At 60.7% G+C, this 14,964-nt stretch carries 13 protein-coding genes and 1 pseudogene; 5 read left to right on the top strand and 9 right to left on the bottom strand.

Translation table 11 applies throughout. The features are described from left to right. Positions 1-34 precede the first annotated feature (34 nt). Genes pcnB through hda form a run of 3 tightly spaced genes read right to left on the bottom strand, consistent with a single transcriptional unit; the run spans position 35 to position 2,999 of the window. Positions 35-1,570 (bottom strand): polynucleotide adenylyltransferase PcnB, encoded by a 1,536-nt coding sequence (pcnB, locus tag PI86_RS13860; protein ID WP_014898001.1) that lies wholly within the window; start codon positions 1,568-1,570, stop codon positions 35-37. Between the two features lie 5 nt (positions 1,571-1,575). After that, on the bottom strand, positions 1,576-2,253 hold the full coding sequence (locus PI86_RS13855; RefSeq protein WP_039323415.1) for an HAD family hydrolase: 678 nt from the start codon (positions 2,251-2,253) through the stop codon (positions 1,576-1,578). Positions 2,254-2,264: 11 nt separating this feature from the next. Next, positions 2,265-2,999, bottom strand: coding sequence for a DnaA regulatory inactivator Hda (gene hda, locus PI86_RS13850; protein ID WP_014897999.1), 735 nt, complete (start codon positions 2,997-2,999; stop codon positions 2,265-2,267). A gap of 247 nt (positions 3,000-3,246) precedes the next feature. Here hda and purM point away from each other — a divergent pair, with 247 nt between their 5' ends. Next, positions 3,247-4,302, top strand: coding sequence for a phosphoribosylformylglycinamidine cyclo-ligase (gene purM / locus PI86_RS13845; RefSeq protein WP_014897998.1), 1,056 nt, complete (start codon positions 3,247-3,249; stop codon positions 4,300-4,302). A gap of 62 nt (positions 4,303-4,364) precedes the next feature. Then, the gene (locus PI86_RS17885; protein ID WP_268745914.1) at positions 4,365-4,490 is read left to right on the top strand and encodes a hypothetical protein; all 126 of its coding nucleotides are present in this window, start codon (positions 4,365-4,367) and stop codon (positions 4,488-4,490) included. On the opposite strand, the gene miaA is transcribed toward PI86_RS17885, so the two are convergent. Both miaA and mutL read right to left on the bottom strand, forming a co-directional pair. Continuing rightward, entirely contained in the window at positions 4,487-5,464 is a 978-nt protein-coding gene (gene miaA / locus PI86_RS13840; RefSeq protein ID WP_014897997.1) for a tRNA (adenosine(37)-N6)-dimethylallyltransferase MiaA, read from the bottom strand. The two genes, PI86_RS17885 and miaA, sit on opposite strands and share 4 nt — an antisense overlap. Beyond that, positions 5,461-7,455 (bottom strand): DNA mismatch repair endonuclease MutL, encoded by a 1,995-nt coding sequence (gene mutL / locus PI86_RS13835; RefSeq protein ID WP_039323412.1) that lies wholly within the window; start codon positions 7,453-7,455, stop codon positions 5,461-5,463. Before mutL ends, miaA begins: the two co-directional genes overlap by 4 nt. Positions 7,456-7,628: 173 nt before the next feature. Between mutL and PI86_RS13830 the strand changes: the two genes are divergently transcribed. Next, entirely contained in the window at positions 7,629-8,312 is a 684-nt protein-coding gene (locus PI86_RS13830) for a DedA family protein (protein ID WP_039323409.1), read from the top strand. A gap of 7 nt (positions 8,313-8,319) precedes the next feature. Further along, positions 8,320-8,967: pseudogene (locus tag PI86_RS17785) on the top strand (transposase); the annotation flags it as partial. Here PI86_RS17785 and PI86_RS17780 read toward each other — a convergent pair. The 4 genes from PI86_RS17780 to PI86_RS13820 all read right to left on the bottom strand — a co-directional run bounded on the left by PI86_RS17780 (position 8,964) and on the right by PI86_RS13820 (position 13,571). Next, a complete protein-coding gene (locus PI86_RS17780; protein ID WP_082012242.1) occupies positions 8,964-9,974 on the bottom strand; it encodes a CatB-related O-acetyltransferase in 1,011 nt (336 codons plus the stop codon). The pseudogene PI86_RS17785 and the gene PI86_RS17780 overlap by 4 nt on opposite strands. A 32-nt stretch (positions 9,975-10,006) precedes the next feature. Further along, on the bottom strand, positions 10,007-11,200 hold the full coding sequence (locus PI86_RS17175; RefSeq protein WP_152608114.1) for a hypothetical protein: 1,194 nt from the start codon (positions 11,198-11,200) through the stop codon (positions 10,007-10,009). A gap of 69 nt (positions 11,201-11,269) precedes the next feature. Next, positions 11,270-12,235: a hypothetical protein gene (locus tag PI86_RS13825; RefSeq protein ID WP_152608113.1), complete on the bottom strand. Its 966-nt coding sequence runs from the start codon at positions 12,233-12,235 to the stop codon at positions 11,270-11,272. Positions 12,236-12,602: 367 nt separating this feature from the next. Continuing rightward, positions 12,603-13,571 carry a hypothetical protein gene (locus PI86_RS13820; protein WP_039323403.1) on the bottom strand — a complete coding sequence of 323 codons (969 nt, stop codon included), beginning with the start codon at positions 13,569-13,571 and terminating at the stop codon, positions 12,603-12,605. A 921-nt stretch (positions 13,572-14,492) separates the two neighbouring features. On the opposite strand from PI86_RS13820, the gene PI86_RS15710 reads away from it, so the two are divergent. Beyond that, entirely contained in the window at positions 14,493-14,771 is a 279-nt protein-coding gene (locus PI86_RS15710; RefSeq protein WP_152608112.1) for a hypothetical protein, read from the top strand. The last annotated feature ends 193 nt before the right edge of the window (positions 14,772-14,964 follow it).

Below are 14,964 nucleotides of genomic sequence, written 5' to 3'. Positions count from 1 at the left end.
GCATCACTTCCTACGTCGTTCGCCGGCGAGCGCGTCAGTCGTCGGAACCGCCTGCGGTGTCCGGCGCCTGCTCGGCTGCGCCTTCGCCCGGGTTGCGGTTTCGCGCACCGCCGCGGCGGCGCCGCTTGCGGGGCGATTTTTCCTTCGAGCCGCCTTGCGTGAGGAGTGCCTCACGAGCGGCTGCGTCGCCTTCGATGAAATCCGTCCACCACTGTCCGACTTCCGCTTCGAGCTCGCCGGATTCGCAGCGTAACAGGAGGAAATCATACCCCGCTCTAAACCTTTGGTGTTCCAGCAGCCTCATCGCGCTGCGGCCCGAGCGTTTCTCGAGGCGCAGCTGCAGGCCCCAGATCTCGCGCATGTCGGCCGAATAGCGCTTGTGGATCGCGAGTTTCTCGGTCTGCATGTCGAGCACGTCGTCCATCGCGCGATGGAGCGCCGGCACCGGGATTTCGCCCTCTGCCGTGTATTGCTCGAAGCGCTGGCGCATGTCGTGCCACAGCAGCGTCGCGAACAGGAAGCCCGGCGACACCGGCTTGCCGGCGCGCACGCGCGCGTCGGTGTTGTTCAGCGCGAGCGTGATGAATTTCTCGCCCTGCGGCTGTTCGAGCACGACGTCGAGGAGCGGCAGCAGCCCGTGGTGCAGCCCTTCCTTGCGCAGCTGCTGCAGGCACGCGAGCGCGTGGCCCGACAGCAACAGCTTCAGCATTTCGTCGAACAGGCGCGCGGCCGGCACGTTGTTGATCAGGTCGGCGAGCGCGTTGATCGGCTCGCGCGTGTGCGGCTCGATCTCGAAGCCGAGCTTCGCCGCGAAGCGCACGACGCGCAGCATCCGTACCGGATCCTCGCGATAGCGGGTGGCCGGATCGCCGATCATCCGCAGCAGACGGGCGCGCATGTCGGCCATCCCGTCGTGGTAGTCGAGCACCGTCTGCGTCGACGGGTCGTAGTACATCGCGTTGATCGTGAAATCGCGGCGCGCGGCGTCTTCGTGCTGTTCGCCCCAGACGTTGTCACGCAGCACGCGGCCGCTCGCGTCGACCGCATGCGTGCGGCGATCGAGTTCGTCGCGCTTCAGGCGCTTCGGCGGCTCGGCAGCGGCAGCTTCGGGCGGCGCGTCGACCAGTGCGCGGAACGTCGACACTTCGATCAGTTCCTGGCCGAACTGCACGTGGACGATCTGGAAGCGGCGGCCGATCAGGCGCGCACGGCGGAACAGGCGCTGCACCTCGGTCGGCGTTGCGTCGGTCGCGACGTCGAAGTCCTTCGGCGCGATGCCGAGCAGCAGGTCGCGCACCGCACCGCCGACGATGAACGCGCGGAAGCCCGCCTGCTGCAGCGTGTCGGTCACGCGCACCGCGTTCTTCGAGATCAGCGACGGGTCGATCTGGTGCACGCTGGCCGGCACGACGGTCGGCTCGTGATTGCTGCGCGGCTTTTTGGCAGCGCCGCTGCGGCTACCCTTTGCGTGGCGCGGGGCAGGGGCCGTGTCGGCGGCGGGCGCCTCGGCGGGCGACGTTTGTTCGGCGCCGTCCTGGCCGAGCAGCTTGCGAATGAATTTTTTGATCACGACGTTCAGAAGAGATCTAGGATGCGCCAGCCGCGGTCGCTTGCATGCGCACGCAGCGTGTCGTCGGGGTTGGTCGCGATCGGGTCGGTGACTTTCTCGAGCAACGGGATGTCGTTGTGCGAGTCGCTGTAGAAGTAGCTGTGTTCGAAGTCGTCCCAGTGCTTGCCGAGCGACGCGAGCCACGCTTCGGTGCGCACGATCTTGCCTTCGCGATAGCTCGGCGTGCCGGTCGGGCGGCCCGTGTAAGGCGAGTCGGGGTGCCCGTCGGTCGTTTCGACCTCGCACGCGATCAGCGTGTCGACGCCGAACGCGGTCGCGATCGGACGCGTGATGAATTCGTTGGTCGCGGTCACGACGCAGCACAGGTCGCCGGCATCGAGGTGCTTGCGCACGAGTTCGAGCGCGGCGGGCGTCATCGCGGGGCGGATCACCTCGTGCATGTATTGCTCGTGCCATGCGGCGAGCTGCGCGCGCGAATACTTCGCGAGCGGCGTGAGCATCGCGCACAGATACGCATGGATGTCGAGCTGGCCGGCCTTGTAGTCGGCGAAGAACTGATCGTTCTGACGCGAGAAGCTTTCCGCGTCGACGATGCCGAGCTTCACCATGAAGCGGCCCCATTCGTGGTCGCTATCGGTCGGGATCAGCGTGTGATCGAGGTCAAAGAGTGCCAGATTAGTCATGGAAGCGCATTTTACTCGAAGCGGTTCGGGCCTGTGCCCGGCGGTGCGATGTCGTCGCCGGGACGGGCCAGCATCCGGCGCAGCAGCGGCAGCGTGACGGCGCGTTTTTGCTCGAGCGAGAAGCGGTCGAGCGCGTCGAGCAGTGCCATCAGGCTGGGCATGTCGCGGCGGAAATGGGTCAGCAGGTATGCGGCGATGTCGTCGGTGAGCGCGATCCCGCGCTCCTTCGCCGCCAGTTTCAGCACGGCGATCTTGCCGGCGTCGGACGGCGGCGACAGGTGGAACACGAGCCCCCAGCCGAGCCGCGTGCGGAGATCCTCGCGCACGTCGAGCGCGAGCGGCGCCGCCGGGCCCGCCGCGACAAACGCGCTCGACGGGTGCGCGCGGACCTCGTTGAACAGGTTGAACAGCGCGACCTGCTGCGCGTCGCTCATGCGGTCGCAGTCGTCGATCGCGTAGATGCCGATGCGCGGGTCGAACGTGAACGCGCCGAGCGGGCTTTGCGGCGTCAGGTAGCGCGCGTAGCCGTACGACGCGTCGCTCACGAGCGCCTGCAGCAGATGGGTGCGGCCGCTGCCCGGCTCGCCCCAGATGTAGAACGACCGGTCCGGCACGGGCCCCGCCGCGAGCGCGAGGTCGAGCTTCTGGAGCCGCGAGATGAGCTCGTCGTTCTCTTCATTCATGATGAAGTTGTCGAACGTGGCGGGCGGCGGCGTGCCGAGATCGAGCGTCAGTTGACGGGACACAACAGTCACAATGCGGGTCGGTTGATGAAACGCGCGCCGTGCGCCGGGCACGCGCGGGGGACTGCTGCGGTGGCTGCACGCACGGCCGCACGCACGGCGGCGCGCGGGTTTCGGCGCGGCTCGCGTAGCGATGAAAACGGGGACGTGTTGACCAAGATGCAATCCCTGACGATTCGGTGCTGGGAATTCCGGCCAACGGGCCGGCTTCGGGTAAAATCGCATTTTACCGACCTTCTCGCATTCCCCCATGAATCCTCCGAAATCCGCTCCTGACGCTCAGGGTCTGTCCTACCGCGACGCAGGCGTCGACATCGACGCGGGCGACGCTCTCATCGACAAGATCAAGCCTTTTGCGAAGAAAACCCTGCGCGACGGCGTGCTCGGCGGCATCGGCGGGTTCGGCGCGCTGTTCGAAGTGCCGAAGAAGTACCAGGAGCCCGTGCTCGTGTCGGGCACCGACGGTGTGGGCACCAAGCTCAAGCTGGCCTTTCATCTGAACAAACACGACACCGTCGGCCAGGATCTGGTGGCGATGAGCGTGAACGACATCCTCGTGCAGGGTGCCGAGCCGCTGTTCTTCCTCGACTACTTCGCGTGCGGCAAGCTCGACGTCGACACGGCCGCCACGGTCGTCAAGGGCATCGCGCACGGCTGCGAGCTGTCGGGTTGCGCGCTGATCGGCGGTGAAACGGCCGAAATGCCGGGCATGTACCCGGACGGCGAATACGACCTGGCCGGTTTCGCGGTCGGCGCGGTCGAGAAGAGCAAGATCATCGACGGCAGCACGATCGCCGAAGGCGACGTGGTGCTCGGCCTCGCGTCGAGCGGCATCCACTCGAACGGCTTCTCGCTCGTGCGCAAGATCATCGAGCGCGCGAACCCCGACCTGTCGGCCGACTTCCACGGCCGCTCGCTGGCCGACACGCTGATGGCGCCCACGCGCATCTACGTGAAGCCGCTGCTCGCGCTGATGCAGAAGCTGTCGGTGAAGGGCATGGCGCACATCACCGGTGGCGGCCTCGTCGAGAACATCCCGCGCGTGCTGCGTGAAGGCCTCACGGCCGAGCTCGACCAGAACGCATGGCCGCTGCCGCCGCTGTTCAAGTGGCTGCAGGAGCACGGCGGCGTCGCCGACGCGGAAATGCACCGCGTGTTCAACTGCGGGATCGGGATGGCCGTGATCGTCTCGGCAGCCGATGCCGACGCAGCGATCGCCGACCTGACGGCCGCCGGCGAGCAGGTGTGGAAGATCGGCACCGTGCGTGCGAGCCGCGAAGGCGAGGCGCAGACGGTCGTGGTCTGACGCACAGCAGCAGATGCAGCAAGGAAAACCGCCCGGAGTCGATCCGGGCGGTTTTTTTTCGGGTGTCGGATCGAGTATCGGGCGCCGATGAAGGAGGAACGACGCTGACCGAGGACGAACGCGCGATTCGCGAGCGGGTGGAAACCTGGTTCGTGTCGAGCCGGCGCGCGTCGAACCGGCCCGGCTAACGATCCGCGATGCCGCCGTCCAGCACGCGTTCGAGCGCATCGACCGCCCGCCCGGTCGAATCGGGTGACACGCAGTCGACGACGATCCGCTCGGGCATCGCGCGCAGCCACGTGATCTGCCGTTTGCACAGCTGGCGCGTCGCGAAGATGCCCTTGTCGCGCATCGTCCGGTAATCGGTGTCGCCGTCGAGGAATTCCCACGCCTGCCGGTAGCCGACGCAGCGCATCGACGGCAGGCCGAGGTGGAGATCCTCGCGACGGCGCAGCCGCTCGACTTCGTCGATGAAGCCTGCGTCGAGCATCGCGTCGAAGCGTTGCGCGATGCGCGCGTGCAGCACCGCGCGGTCCGACGGTTCGAGCGCCACCGGCACGAAGCGGTAGGCGGCGGCCGCATCGTCCGCGCGCCGCGGCGCCGCGAGCAGCGCCGACATCGGCTGCCCGCTGAGCAGGAACACTTCGAGCGCACGCTGGATCCGCTGCGAATCGTTCGGCGCGAGCCGTGCGGCCGTCGCGGGGTCGACCTGCGCGAGCCGCGCATGCAGTGCAGGCCAGCCATCGCGCGCGGCGTCGGCATCGAGCTCCGCGCGCACGGCCGGATCGGCGGTCGGCAGGTCGTTGAGCCCCTGCGTCAGCGCCTTGTAGTACAGCATCGTGCCGCCCGCGAGCAGCGGCGTGCGGCCGCGCGCGGCGATCTCGCCGATCACGCGCAGCGCGTCCGCGCGGAATTCGGCCGCCGAATAGGCATCGGCCGGGTCGATGATGTCGATCAGATGGTGCGGTACGCTCGCGCGCTCGTCACGCGTCGGCTTCGCGGTGCCGATATCCATGTCGCGGTAGACGAGCGCCGAATCGACGCTGACGATCTCGATCGGGCGGCGCGCGGCGAGCGCCAGCGCCGCGGCCGTCTTGCCCGAGGCAGTGGGGCCGAGCAGGCAGGCGATCGTCGTCGGAGGGGACTGCGGTGAAGCGCTCATTGTCCGCGCATGAAGAGGCGGTCGAGATCGTTCAGCGTGAGCTGATACCACGTCGGCCGGCCGTGATTGCACTGGTCCGCGCGTTCGGTCGCTTCCATCTGGCGCAGCAACGCGTTCATCTCGTCGAGCGTCAGGCGGCGGTTCGCACGCACCGCGTGGTGGCACGCGAGCGTGCCGAGCAGCTCGTGCTGGCGCTCGGTGAGCACGCGCGAGCCGCCGAACGCGTGCAGGTCCGCGAGCACCGCGCGCGCGAGCGACTGCAGGTCCGCGTCCTTCAGCAGCGCGGGCACCGCGCGGATCGCGAGCGTCGTCGGCGACAGCACCGCGAGGTCGAAACCCAGCGATTCGAGCGTGTCGCGTTCTTCCTCGACCGTGCCGATCTCGATCGGCGTCGCCGTCATCGAGATCGGCAGCAGCAGCGCCTGCACGGCGACCGTGCGGTCGGCGAGCGCGTTTTTGAACTGTTCGTACAGGATCCGTTCGTGCGCCGCGTGCATGTCGACGATCACGAGGCCGTGCGCGTTCTGAGCGAGCACGTAGATCCCGTGGATCTGGCCGAGCGCGAAGCCGAGCGGCTGCTCGTCGTGTGCGGTGCCGGCGAACGGCGCTGCGACGAAGCCTGGCAGCGGTGCGATCGGCGCATCGGCTGAATCTGCGGATGCGCGCGCGACGATCGTCGTGCCGTCCGGCGTGCCCGCACCCGTGTCCTTGCGGCCGAACAGCGCGTCGTAGAGCGCGAGCGGCTGTGCGACCGGCAGCGTGCCCTGCGTCATGCGCGCCTGGCGCATCCACGTGTTTCCCGATGAAGACGATGACGACGGCGACGAGAAGCCGCTGCCGCCCGTACCGGTGGCCGCGGGCTGGCCGAGCGGTGTATTCAGGAACGAGGCAGGTCCGGCCGGCGCCGGTGAGAGCTGCGCGGCATGGCCGCCCGCGGTGGTTTCCGGCGACGCGCCGGCGTGGCGCGCAAGCGCGCGCTGCACCGCGTGGAAGACGTACTGGTGGATCGAGCGCGAATCGCGGAACCGCACTTCGATCTTCGACGGGTGCACATTCACGTCGACCGCTTCGGGCGGCAGGTCGAGAAACAGTACGTACGACGGGTAGCGATCGCCGTGGAGGACGTCTTCGTAGGCCGCACGCACCGCGTGGGTGAGCAGCTTGTCGCGCACGAAGCGGCCGTTGACGAAGAAATATTGCTGGTCGGCGCGGCCGCGGCTCGCGGTCGGCAGCCCGGCACAGCCGTAGACGGCGAGCGGCCCGGCCTGCTCGTCGAGCGGCAGGTGCGCGGTCGCGAAGCTGTCGCCGAGGATCTTTGCGACGCGCTGCGCGGGCTCGGTCGCGTTCCAGTGCTCGACGGCCTTGCCGTTGTGCAGCACCGAGATCGCGACGTCCGGCCGCGCGAGCGCCGCGCGGCGGATCATCTCGAGGCAGTGGCCGAACTCGGTCTGCTCGCTTTTCAGGAACTTGCGGCGCGCGGGCGTGTTGAAGTACAGCTCGCGTACCTCGATCGTCGTGCCGACTGCGCCGGCCGCCGGCGACAGCGCGCCCGTGGTCGCATCGATCTTCGTCGCATGCGCGACGTCAGCCGTGCGGCTCGTGATGGACATCTCGGCGACCGACGCGATCGACGCGAGCGCTTCGCCGCGGAACCCGAGCGTCGCGACCGCCTCGAGCTCCTCGAGCGAGCGGATCTTGCTCGTCGCGTGGCGCATCAGCGCGAGCGGCAGTTCGCCGGGCGGAATCCCGCAGCCGTCGTCGGTGATCGAGATGCGCTTGACGCCGCCTTCCTCGAGGACGATGCGCAGCGTGCTCGCGCCGGCGTCCATCGCGTTTTCGAGCAACTCCTTGACGACCGACGCCGGGCGTTCGACGACCTCGCCGGCGGCGATCTGGCTGATCAGCTGGTCGGGCAGGGGCTGGATCGCGCGCAGCGGGCGCGGAGCGGGGGCGGGCGCGGCGCCCGCGCCCGTTTCGGTGATTTCGGACATGGCCGAATTATAGCGAGGCGGCGGGTGCGTGCCGGGGCCGCGTCCGGTTACGTTTTTTCACGGAGCCTTAAGGTAGTTTCGGTATCATGGCTCCGTTGCGCGCGCCGCCTTGTCCGGCGGGCATTTCCGCTTATTCCGGCCGTTCCGGCCCCTTCGCCTTCGAGGAATCGCATTTGGATACGCTGCTTCATTTCGTCAACCTGGTCCTGCATATCGATGCGTTCCTCGGCGACTTCATCCGGCAGTACGGTGCATGGGTGTATCTGGTGTTGTTCCTGATCGTGTTCTGCGAGACGGGGCTCGTCGTGTTGCCGTTCCTGCCAGGCGATTCGCTGCTGTTCATCGGCGGCGCGTTCGCGGCGACGGGCGACATGCACATCGGCGCGCTGATCGCGCTGCTGCTGGTCGCGGCGATTTCCGGCAATACCGTGAACTACCTGATCGGCCGCTGGATCGGCCCGAAGGTATTCAATACCCATATCCCGGTGCTCGAGCGCTTCCTCGACCGCGCGGCGCTGCAGAAGACCCACTCGTTCTACGACAAGCACGGCGGCAAGACGATCGTGCTCGCGCGCTTCATCCCGGTCGTGCGCACGTTCGCGCCGTTCGTCGCGGGCGCGTCGTCGATGAGCGTGGCGCGCTTCCAGCTGTTCAACGTGATCGGCGCGGTGGTCTGGGTCATGCTGTTGGTGCTGCTCGGGTACTTCTTCGGCAACATTCCGTTTATTCGGCAATACCTGAACGTGATCGTGCTGGCGGGGATCGGCGCGGCGATCGTGCCGGTTGTGCTCGGGGCGCTGTGGAAGATCGTGCGCGGGCGGAATTCGGGTGGTACGCAGAAGACGGGGGGGCGTTGAAATCAGCGAGCCTGTCATCAGTCGCGCCGTGCCGACCGGTGTTCTGTTTGTGCTGCAATTCGACATTCTTTAGGAAATGCTTCCGCAGGAAACGGGCTGCGGCTCGTGCATGAACTGCTGGCGCAGACTGCGCGACTGGCAACAGACCGGCATCTGGGGCCGACAGCACGAAGTACTGCTGGCGAAGCTTCGTGCTGCCGATCGCACCGAGTGGCCGTGTGTGGTCATCGATTCGTCTTTCATTCGTGCAGTGGTATCAGGTCAAAACAGGACCCAATCCCACCGATCGGGAACGACCCGGTTCGATGCACCACGTCGTTACCGAAGCACCGGGAATCCCGCCCGTGTCGATCCTCACGGTCGCCAACCGCAACGACGTCACCCGACTACTGCCTCCGATCGAGGCTGTCCCTCCCATTCGCGGCAAGCAGGGGCGGCCTCTATCAAAGCCCGTCGTCGTGCAGGCCGACCGCGGTTACGACCACGACAAATATCGCAAGCCTCCGCATGCTGTCGGCGTTGCTACGCAGATCGCGGGTCGGGGTAAACCGCACGGTAGTGGCCTCGGCGCAAGACCCAGAGGGTTGTCGAGCGTACCTTCGCGTGCATCATTTGTTGCCGACACCTTCAAAAATCATTCTATTCGCGCTTCTAAGTCGTAAGTGCCGACAAGTCTGAGAACTCTATTGCCACGGGCTCATATGGCTGAATTTCGCCGTTCAGGGCGCGGTTCTTGAGTTGATCGATGAAAACTGACGGTTGCTCGAAATCCATGCCATTCAGATCGAAAAAATTGTACTTCCACCACTTCGATTCTTGAAGGTCGGCGATCAATGACTGAGACGGAAATCTGTCTTTTATTGGTCTAGCTGGATTTCCTCCGACGATCGTATAAGGGGCGACGTCTTTTACCACGTGAGAATTACCGGCAATGATGGCACCCGTTCCTATCTTCACTCCGCGCGCGACCATCACGTTATCTCCGATCCAGACGTCATGGCCGATTTCTATTTCAGGATTTTTCTGAGAGCGAAGCGGGGAGATCGTGAATGCCCCATTCGGTTTCGCAGCGGCGTGTACATCGGAGAATAGCCTGTCATAGGTGAACGGAGAAGTTGTCACGCGCTCATACGGGTGGTTCGGTCCCAAAACGCTTACTCCTGAGGCGATGGAGCAGTAGCGCCCCATACTCACAAACCCCGGTAGCGCAGACTGGCAATATGAGAAACTGCCGATGCTGTATAACTCATCGAATACAGCCATCCGGCAGTGCGGCTCGATGCGCACTTTTCTGGGCACAGAAAGCGTGTCTGGAGCCTTTGCGGCATGATTAGATGCAGGTGCCTTGCGCCACATGAGCGCATGCCGGTGCGCCATAAATTTCGTTACTTCAGTTGCAGAGATTCTCATGTTCCTGAAATCACTATGCAAAGAATTTCTTCTTTTGTAGGAGAGCCGCTCCGCGCGCTTGGCCATTCTCCGTGGAAGCAATTCCGCGTTCCAATGCGCTGCGAGCACTCGGGCAACCATGTCGCGAACGGATATCACGCGCTGTGCTTGCGCGGCGGCCGTCAACAAGTGGCGGCCATGCCAGATAACGGGTACGCGTTCTGGATGCGGGCAAGTGGTACGGACGATACGTAGACTGTTGCCGTTCGGCATGATTTTGAGCGTTTGGTTACGTTTTCAATGAATTAAACCGAACTTCTTTTTATGTGATAGGGAACCGTAAATGGATTTTTCACGAGCCTTGAATTTCCAATAAATCCGAAATGGAAAAGTTTATCGTGAATCGACGAAAGAATATTTTGATCGATGCCCCAGTTTAGGCCATATGGCAAATACGTCAGCTCATAGCAGCGACGATAGGTCTCGAGAAATAATCGGCCAACTGAGTTGCTTTTTACGACAACCGTGCCTGCTAAAACTTTTAGCCATGGAAATAGGCTGTTGACCGTGCTGGATGTCTGCAGGCACACTTCGTATTGATCGCAATAGCTCAAAAAATCGTCAAGACTTCCGATTGCCTCATAGTCGATGTCGGTTATTATTAATCGTCGATACGACTGAAGAATATCCCTTGCAACCAAGAACCGGCTGAGTGCATAATACGACCGTTTGTCGCCGATATCAGGGCACATTTCGCTTGACACTTTGAAAGAGTCCCCTAAAATTTGGTGCACTTCGCTGATTGCCTGAGAGCCTGCCTCATCTACCTCAATATTTCCGTCTTTAATCCAATGGAGGTGTAGAGTAATTTCGGGGCAGTGTGTGGCAATCGATTTGGCGTAGTTATCTAAGAATCTCGTGATGTAGCTTGAATTTCCCGCAATGAGGATGCAATCGGACGGCGGTTTATTTCCGATCGCCCTGGGTCGAGCCCGGTCAACTCCCTGGTCGAGATTAACGATTGGGCAAATGCTACGCGAATAGGAAAAAAAGGGCGTAATCATTCCTCTCGAAATATACTCTTGATTGGCGCGTAGGAAGTAGTATTGTGCCTCATTAATTCCGTTAAGGTAATATTCGCAAATCCCCTGCAACAGCAGGTTGCTTCTTGTGGGGCGGTGATCTGATTTAATGTCGGCTATCAACGATTTCTTAAATTCTCTTGCGTCGAAATTCCCCTTTAGGTACTCGCGATTAAGGCGATAAAGCCACATGATCTCGTACAGCCTCGAATTCAAATGAGGAAACGATGTTGTGTATGCTAGTGCGGCAGTGAAGCACTCTTCGGAGAGATCGCCTTCCAATGACGTGGCCTGAATGACCTTCCAGCATAATGCCGTGAGTTGATCGCACAATGATTTGCAATCAGGATCCGCAAGATTGAGTGGTACGGTCTGCGCCTTATTGAAGGCTGCTTCAATTTCTAAGATCAAGCTCATCGGTCTTCTCATCTAAAGTATTATTTGACATGCCGCTGCGACCGTCTTACGCGTCGCTGAACCTGTCTATCAAGCTTGACCTCGCCCCTTCAAGCGAATCAGAGCTGTTGCATGGGCGTTCTTAGTATCCTCCATCGCCGTGGCTAGCAATTCCTTTTCTTTTTCTTCTATCTGAGTCCAGAACGCCCGCATCTCATTGCTCGAAACCATCAGCTCGGGATCATCAGTTATCTTTGCAAGCGATTCAGCCAAATGAACGGCTCGCTTTTGACCATAGTCGGGATATACGGGTAGATCGGGGCTATACGAGAAATACCGTCCTTCATATTCCTGTGTAGGAATCCAATCTCGCATGGTGTCGACCGCCCACGAAATGGCGCCGTCATAGTCCCGTGTCCCGGTCATCTCCTTGATTCGCATAAGGGGAAGGAGGGCGTGTATATGTCCGTTGAAGATTCTGGCCATAAACCACTCGCCTGACCTGTTGAACTTGACCCATTTCCGGACTGTGGGCTCAAGCCTAAAGACGTATTCGTGCAACCAAAAATCGCCGGACCCAATGCTACAAAGAGGTATCGGGGCATTGGGATCGACGCTCGTCATCATGAAACGATCGGCTAATAATAAGTAGCGCTCAATCCCAGTGGCTTCGAAAAGATGGAGCAATCCCTGTGCAGTAACATTGTTCATGAAAGCGCCGTAAAATGGCGGCTCTATTTGGTGCCACAAATAATTAAATTTGAAGTCGTTCCGAACATAGCGATAGTTGGCAATCGTGTGAATATGCGGACTAAGGACAGAGAAGATCGATTCCGCCATCTCCGCCATCAACGCACTCTTGCCGTGGGCACGGACATGTCCAAGTACCGCCGAGCAGTTTTTTGCGAAGTACCACGGGCTGAACGTTTGCCCACGTCGATTGATGTAATCAGGGTCCCATCCATAGCGAATGCTGTCTGGACCGGCTATGTCCCAGTTATCGGGGGTAGCAGGGAAAAGCATTTGACCCCGATCGATTTCACCTAGTTTGCTCATTGTTTCGATTGTCTCGACTAGTTCTTGCTAATTGTGTCTGTCAGATGGATGCAGGCCAAGCTGGAGATACGTTGCACTCACCACCGGTCGACGTAAAGGTAAGTGTCCCGGATCGTGCGAAACTCCGCGCGAGGTTCAAGAAGGAGGGCCGAGTCGAGTGAGCGCTCATTTGCTCGGTAGGCGTGACTGAATGACCTTCCAGCACAATGCTGCGAAGTGATTTGAAATTAGGATCTACAAGATTGAGTGGTATGGTCCGCACCTTATTGAATGCCGCTTCAATTTCTAAGATCCAGCTCATCGGTCTTCTCATCTAAAGTATTATTTGACACGCCGCTGCGACCGTCTTACACGTCGCTGAACCCGCCTATCGAGTCTGACCTCGCCCCTTCAAGTGAATCAGAGCTGTTGCGTGGGCGCGCTTAGTATCCTCCATCCCTGCAACTCGCAATTCATTTTCTTTTCCTTCTATCTGAGTCCAGAACGCCCGCATCTCATTGCTCGAAGCCATCAGCTCGGGATCGTCAGTTATTTTTGCAAGAGATTCGGCCAAATGAACGGCTCGCTTTTGATTGTAGTCAGGATATAGAGGCAGGTCGGTGCTATACGAGAAATACCGCCCTTCATATTCCTGCGTAGGTAACAAATCTCGCATGGTGTCGGTCGCCCACGAAATGGCATCATCATAGTCATGTGTTCCGGTCATCTCCCTGATTCGCATAAGGGGAAAGAGGGCGTGCATATGTCCGTTGAAGATTCTGACCATAAACCACTCGCCTGACCTGTTGAACTTAACCCATTTCCGGACTGTGGGCTCAAGCTTAAAAACGTATTCGTGCAACCAAAAGTCGCCAGACCCAATGCTGCAAAGAGGTATCGGAGCATTGGGATCGACGCTCGTCATCATGAAACGATCGGCTAGCAATAAGTAGCGCTCAATCCCAGTGGCTTCGAAAAGATGGAGCAATCCCTGTGCAGTAACATTGTTCATGAAAGCGCCATAAAACGGCGGCTCTATTTCGTGCCACAAATAATTAAATTTGAAATCGTTTTGAACGTAGCGATAGTTGGCAATCGTGTGAATATGCGGACTAAGGAAAGAGAAGATCGATTCCGCCATCTCCGCCATCAACGCACTCTTGCCGTGGACACGGACATGTCCAAGTACCGCCGAGCAGTTTTTTGCGAAGTACCACGGGCTGAACGTTTGCCCACGTCGATTGATGTAATCAGGGTCCCATCCGTAGCGAATGCTGTCTGGACCGGCTATGTCCCAGTTATCGGGGGTAGGAGGGAAAAGCATTTGGCCCCGATCGATTTCGTCTAGTTTGCTCATTGTTTCGATTGTCTCGACTAGTTCTTGCTAATTATGTCTGTCAGATGGATGCAGGCCAAGCTGGAGATACGTTGCACTCACCACCGGTCGACGTAAAGGTAAGCGATCCCGGATCGTGCGAAACTCCGCGCGAGGTTCAAGAAGGGCGGGGCGAGTCGAGCGGTTGCTCATTTGCTCGGTACGCATGATGTGCTCGAATTGGCCGGGAATTTAAGCCCGTCGGCGTGATGGGCTTCCTATTCAGATGACGATCTAGTGCGTCGACCAGTCAAAGCCGCTGCCGGCTTCCAGCTCTTGGAGGTCGATCGAAGTCAGCACTGGCGCGGATGGCATGGAGTAGATCGTTTGGAGGTGAGCATCAGTGTCAGCCCAAGCCTTCGCCACGCCGGTAGGACCAAATGCACGAATCTCGTCGTCGTCCCGCCGGAGAGTCATCCATTGCCTGCGGAGTGGATGTCTCCGCATGTGCTCGTTCAACGCGCGGACGTACTCTACATTAGATGCCGCAATCATTTCCGTCTTTTCCTCAGTAGCTCTCAGTCACGCGGAAACGTTTCACTTCCACCGCAGTAACGATGCGTCGTCTACGATCGCGACTTCCTCTCCCGCTGGGCAAGCATTATCTCGACTGCCCTAACTAGCGGCAACAAATATCTACACAGGCGTCATGAGGCAGTGCTTCATCGACCGCTGATATCTCATCGCGGAACGATCATCCGAAATCTGTAATTTGCGCTGGTCAGCTGACAAGAGTGATCCGTTCAGTTGCAGCTATGTCGACCGCGAAAGCGGCTTCATCCACTTCGTGCGTCGAACGCCGAGGACTCCAATGAGGAGATAGTCGATAGGCCGTATCCGCCCGAGATCGACGCTGTCCTGCAGCGCGCGAAGCTGCTCGACCCCGCATTCGGGTAGACGTATGTGATACACGACAAGCGTGGCGACGCGAAGACGGGCCATTTGGTGCGCGACGCATCGGAAGGCGCGATGGAGCGCATGGGAATTGCGAAAGCGCCGCACACGATCAAGGACATCCGCGCGAAAGCGATCACCGGCGCGAAGAAAGCCGGATGCGACGTCGACTCTCTGCAGGCCTTCGCGGCGCACACCGATCAGTCGATGATCGAGGGCCACATCAAGCAGCGCGAGGCACTAGTTTCGACCATCCGTCTCGTCCATCTCGCCGCGCAATCGGCCTGAAACCCTTCTAATATTTGGTCCTCCGCTCGGCGCAAAGCCGCGCCAGAGCTTGCTCGTTTTTTGAGCATTTCATTAGAGTGATGTCTTGCAACCAACCGAGCGTAAAGAAGTATTTCGTCTTAACATTGCTGCATGGGGTGCACGCGGTCGGAGGTTCAAACTTTCTCGCCCCGACTACGCAAGAACCCTCGAC

Source organism: Burkholderia sp. A9 (assembly GCF_000801975.1).
The sequence above is the reverse complement of the archived record's forward strand: the minus strand, read 5'-3'. Positions and strand labels throughout refer to the sequence as shown.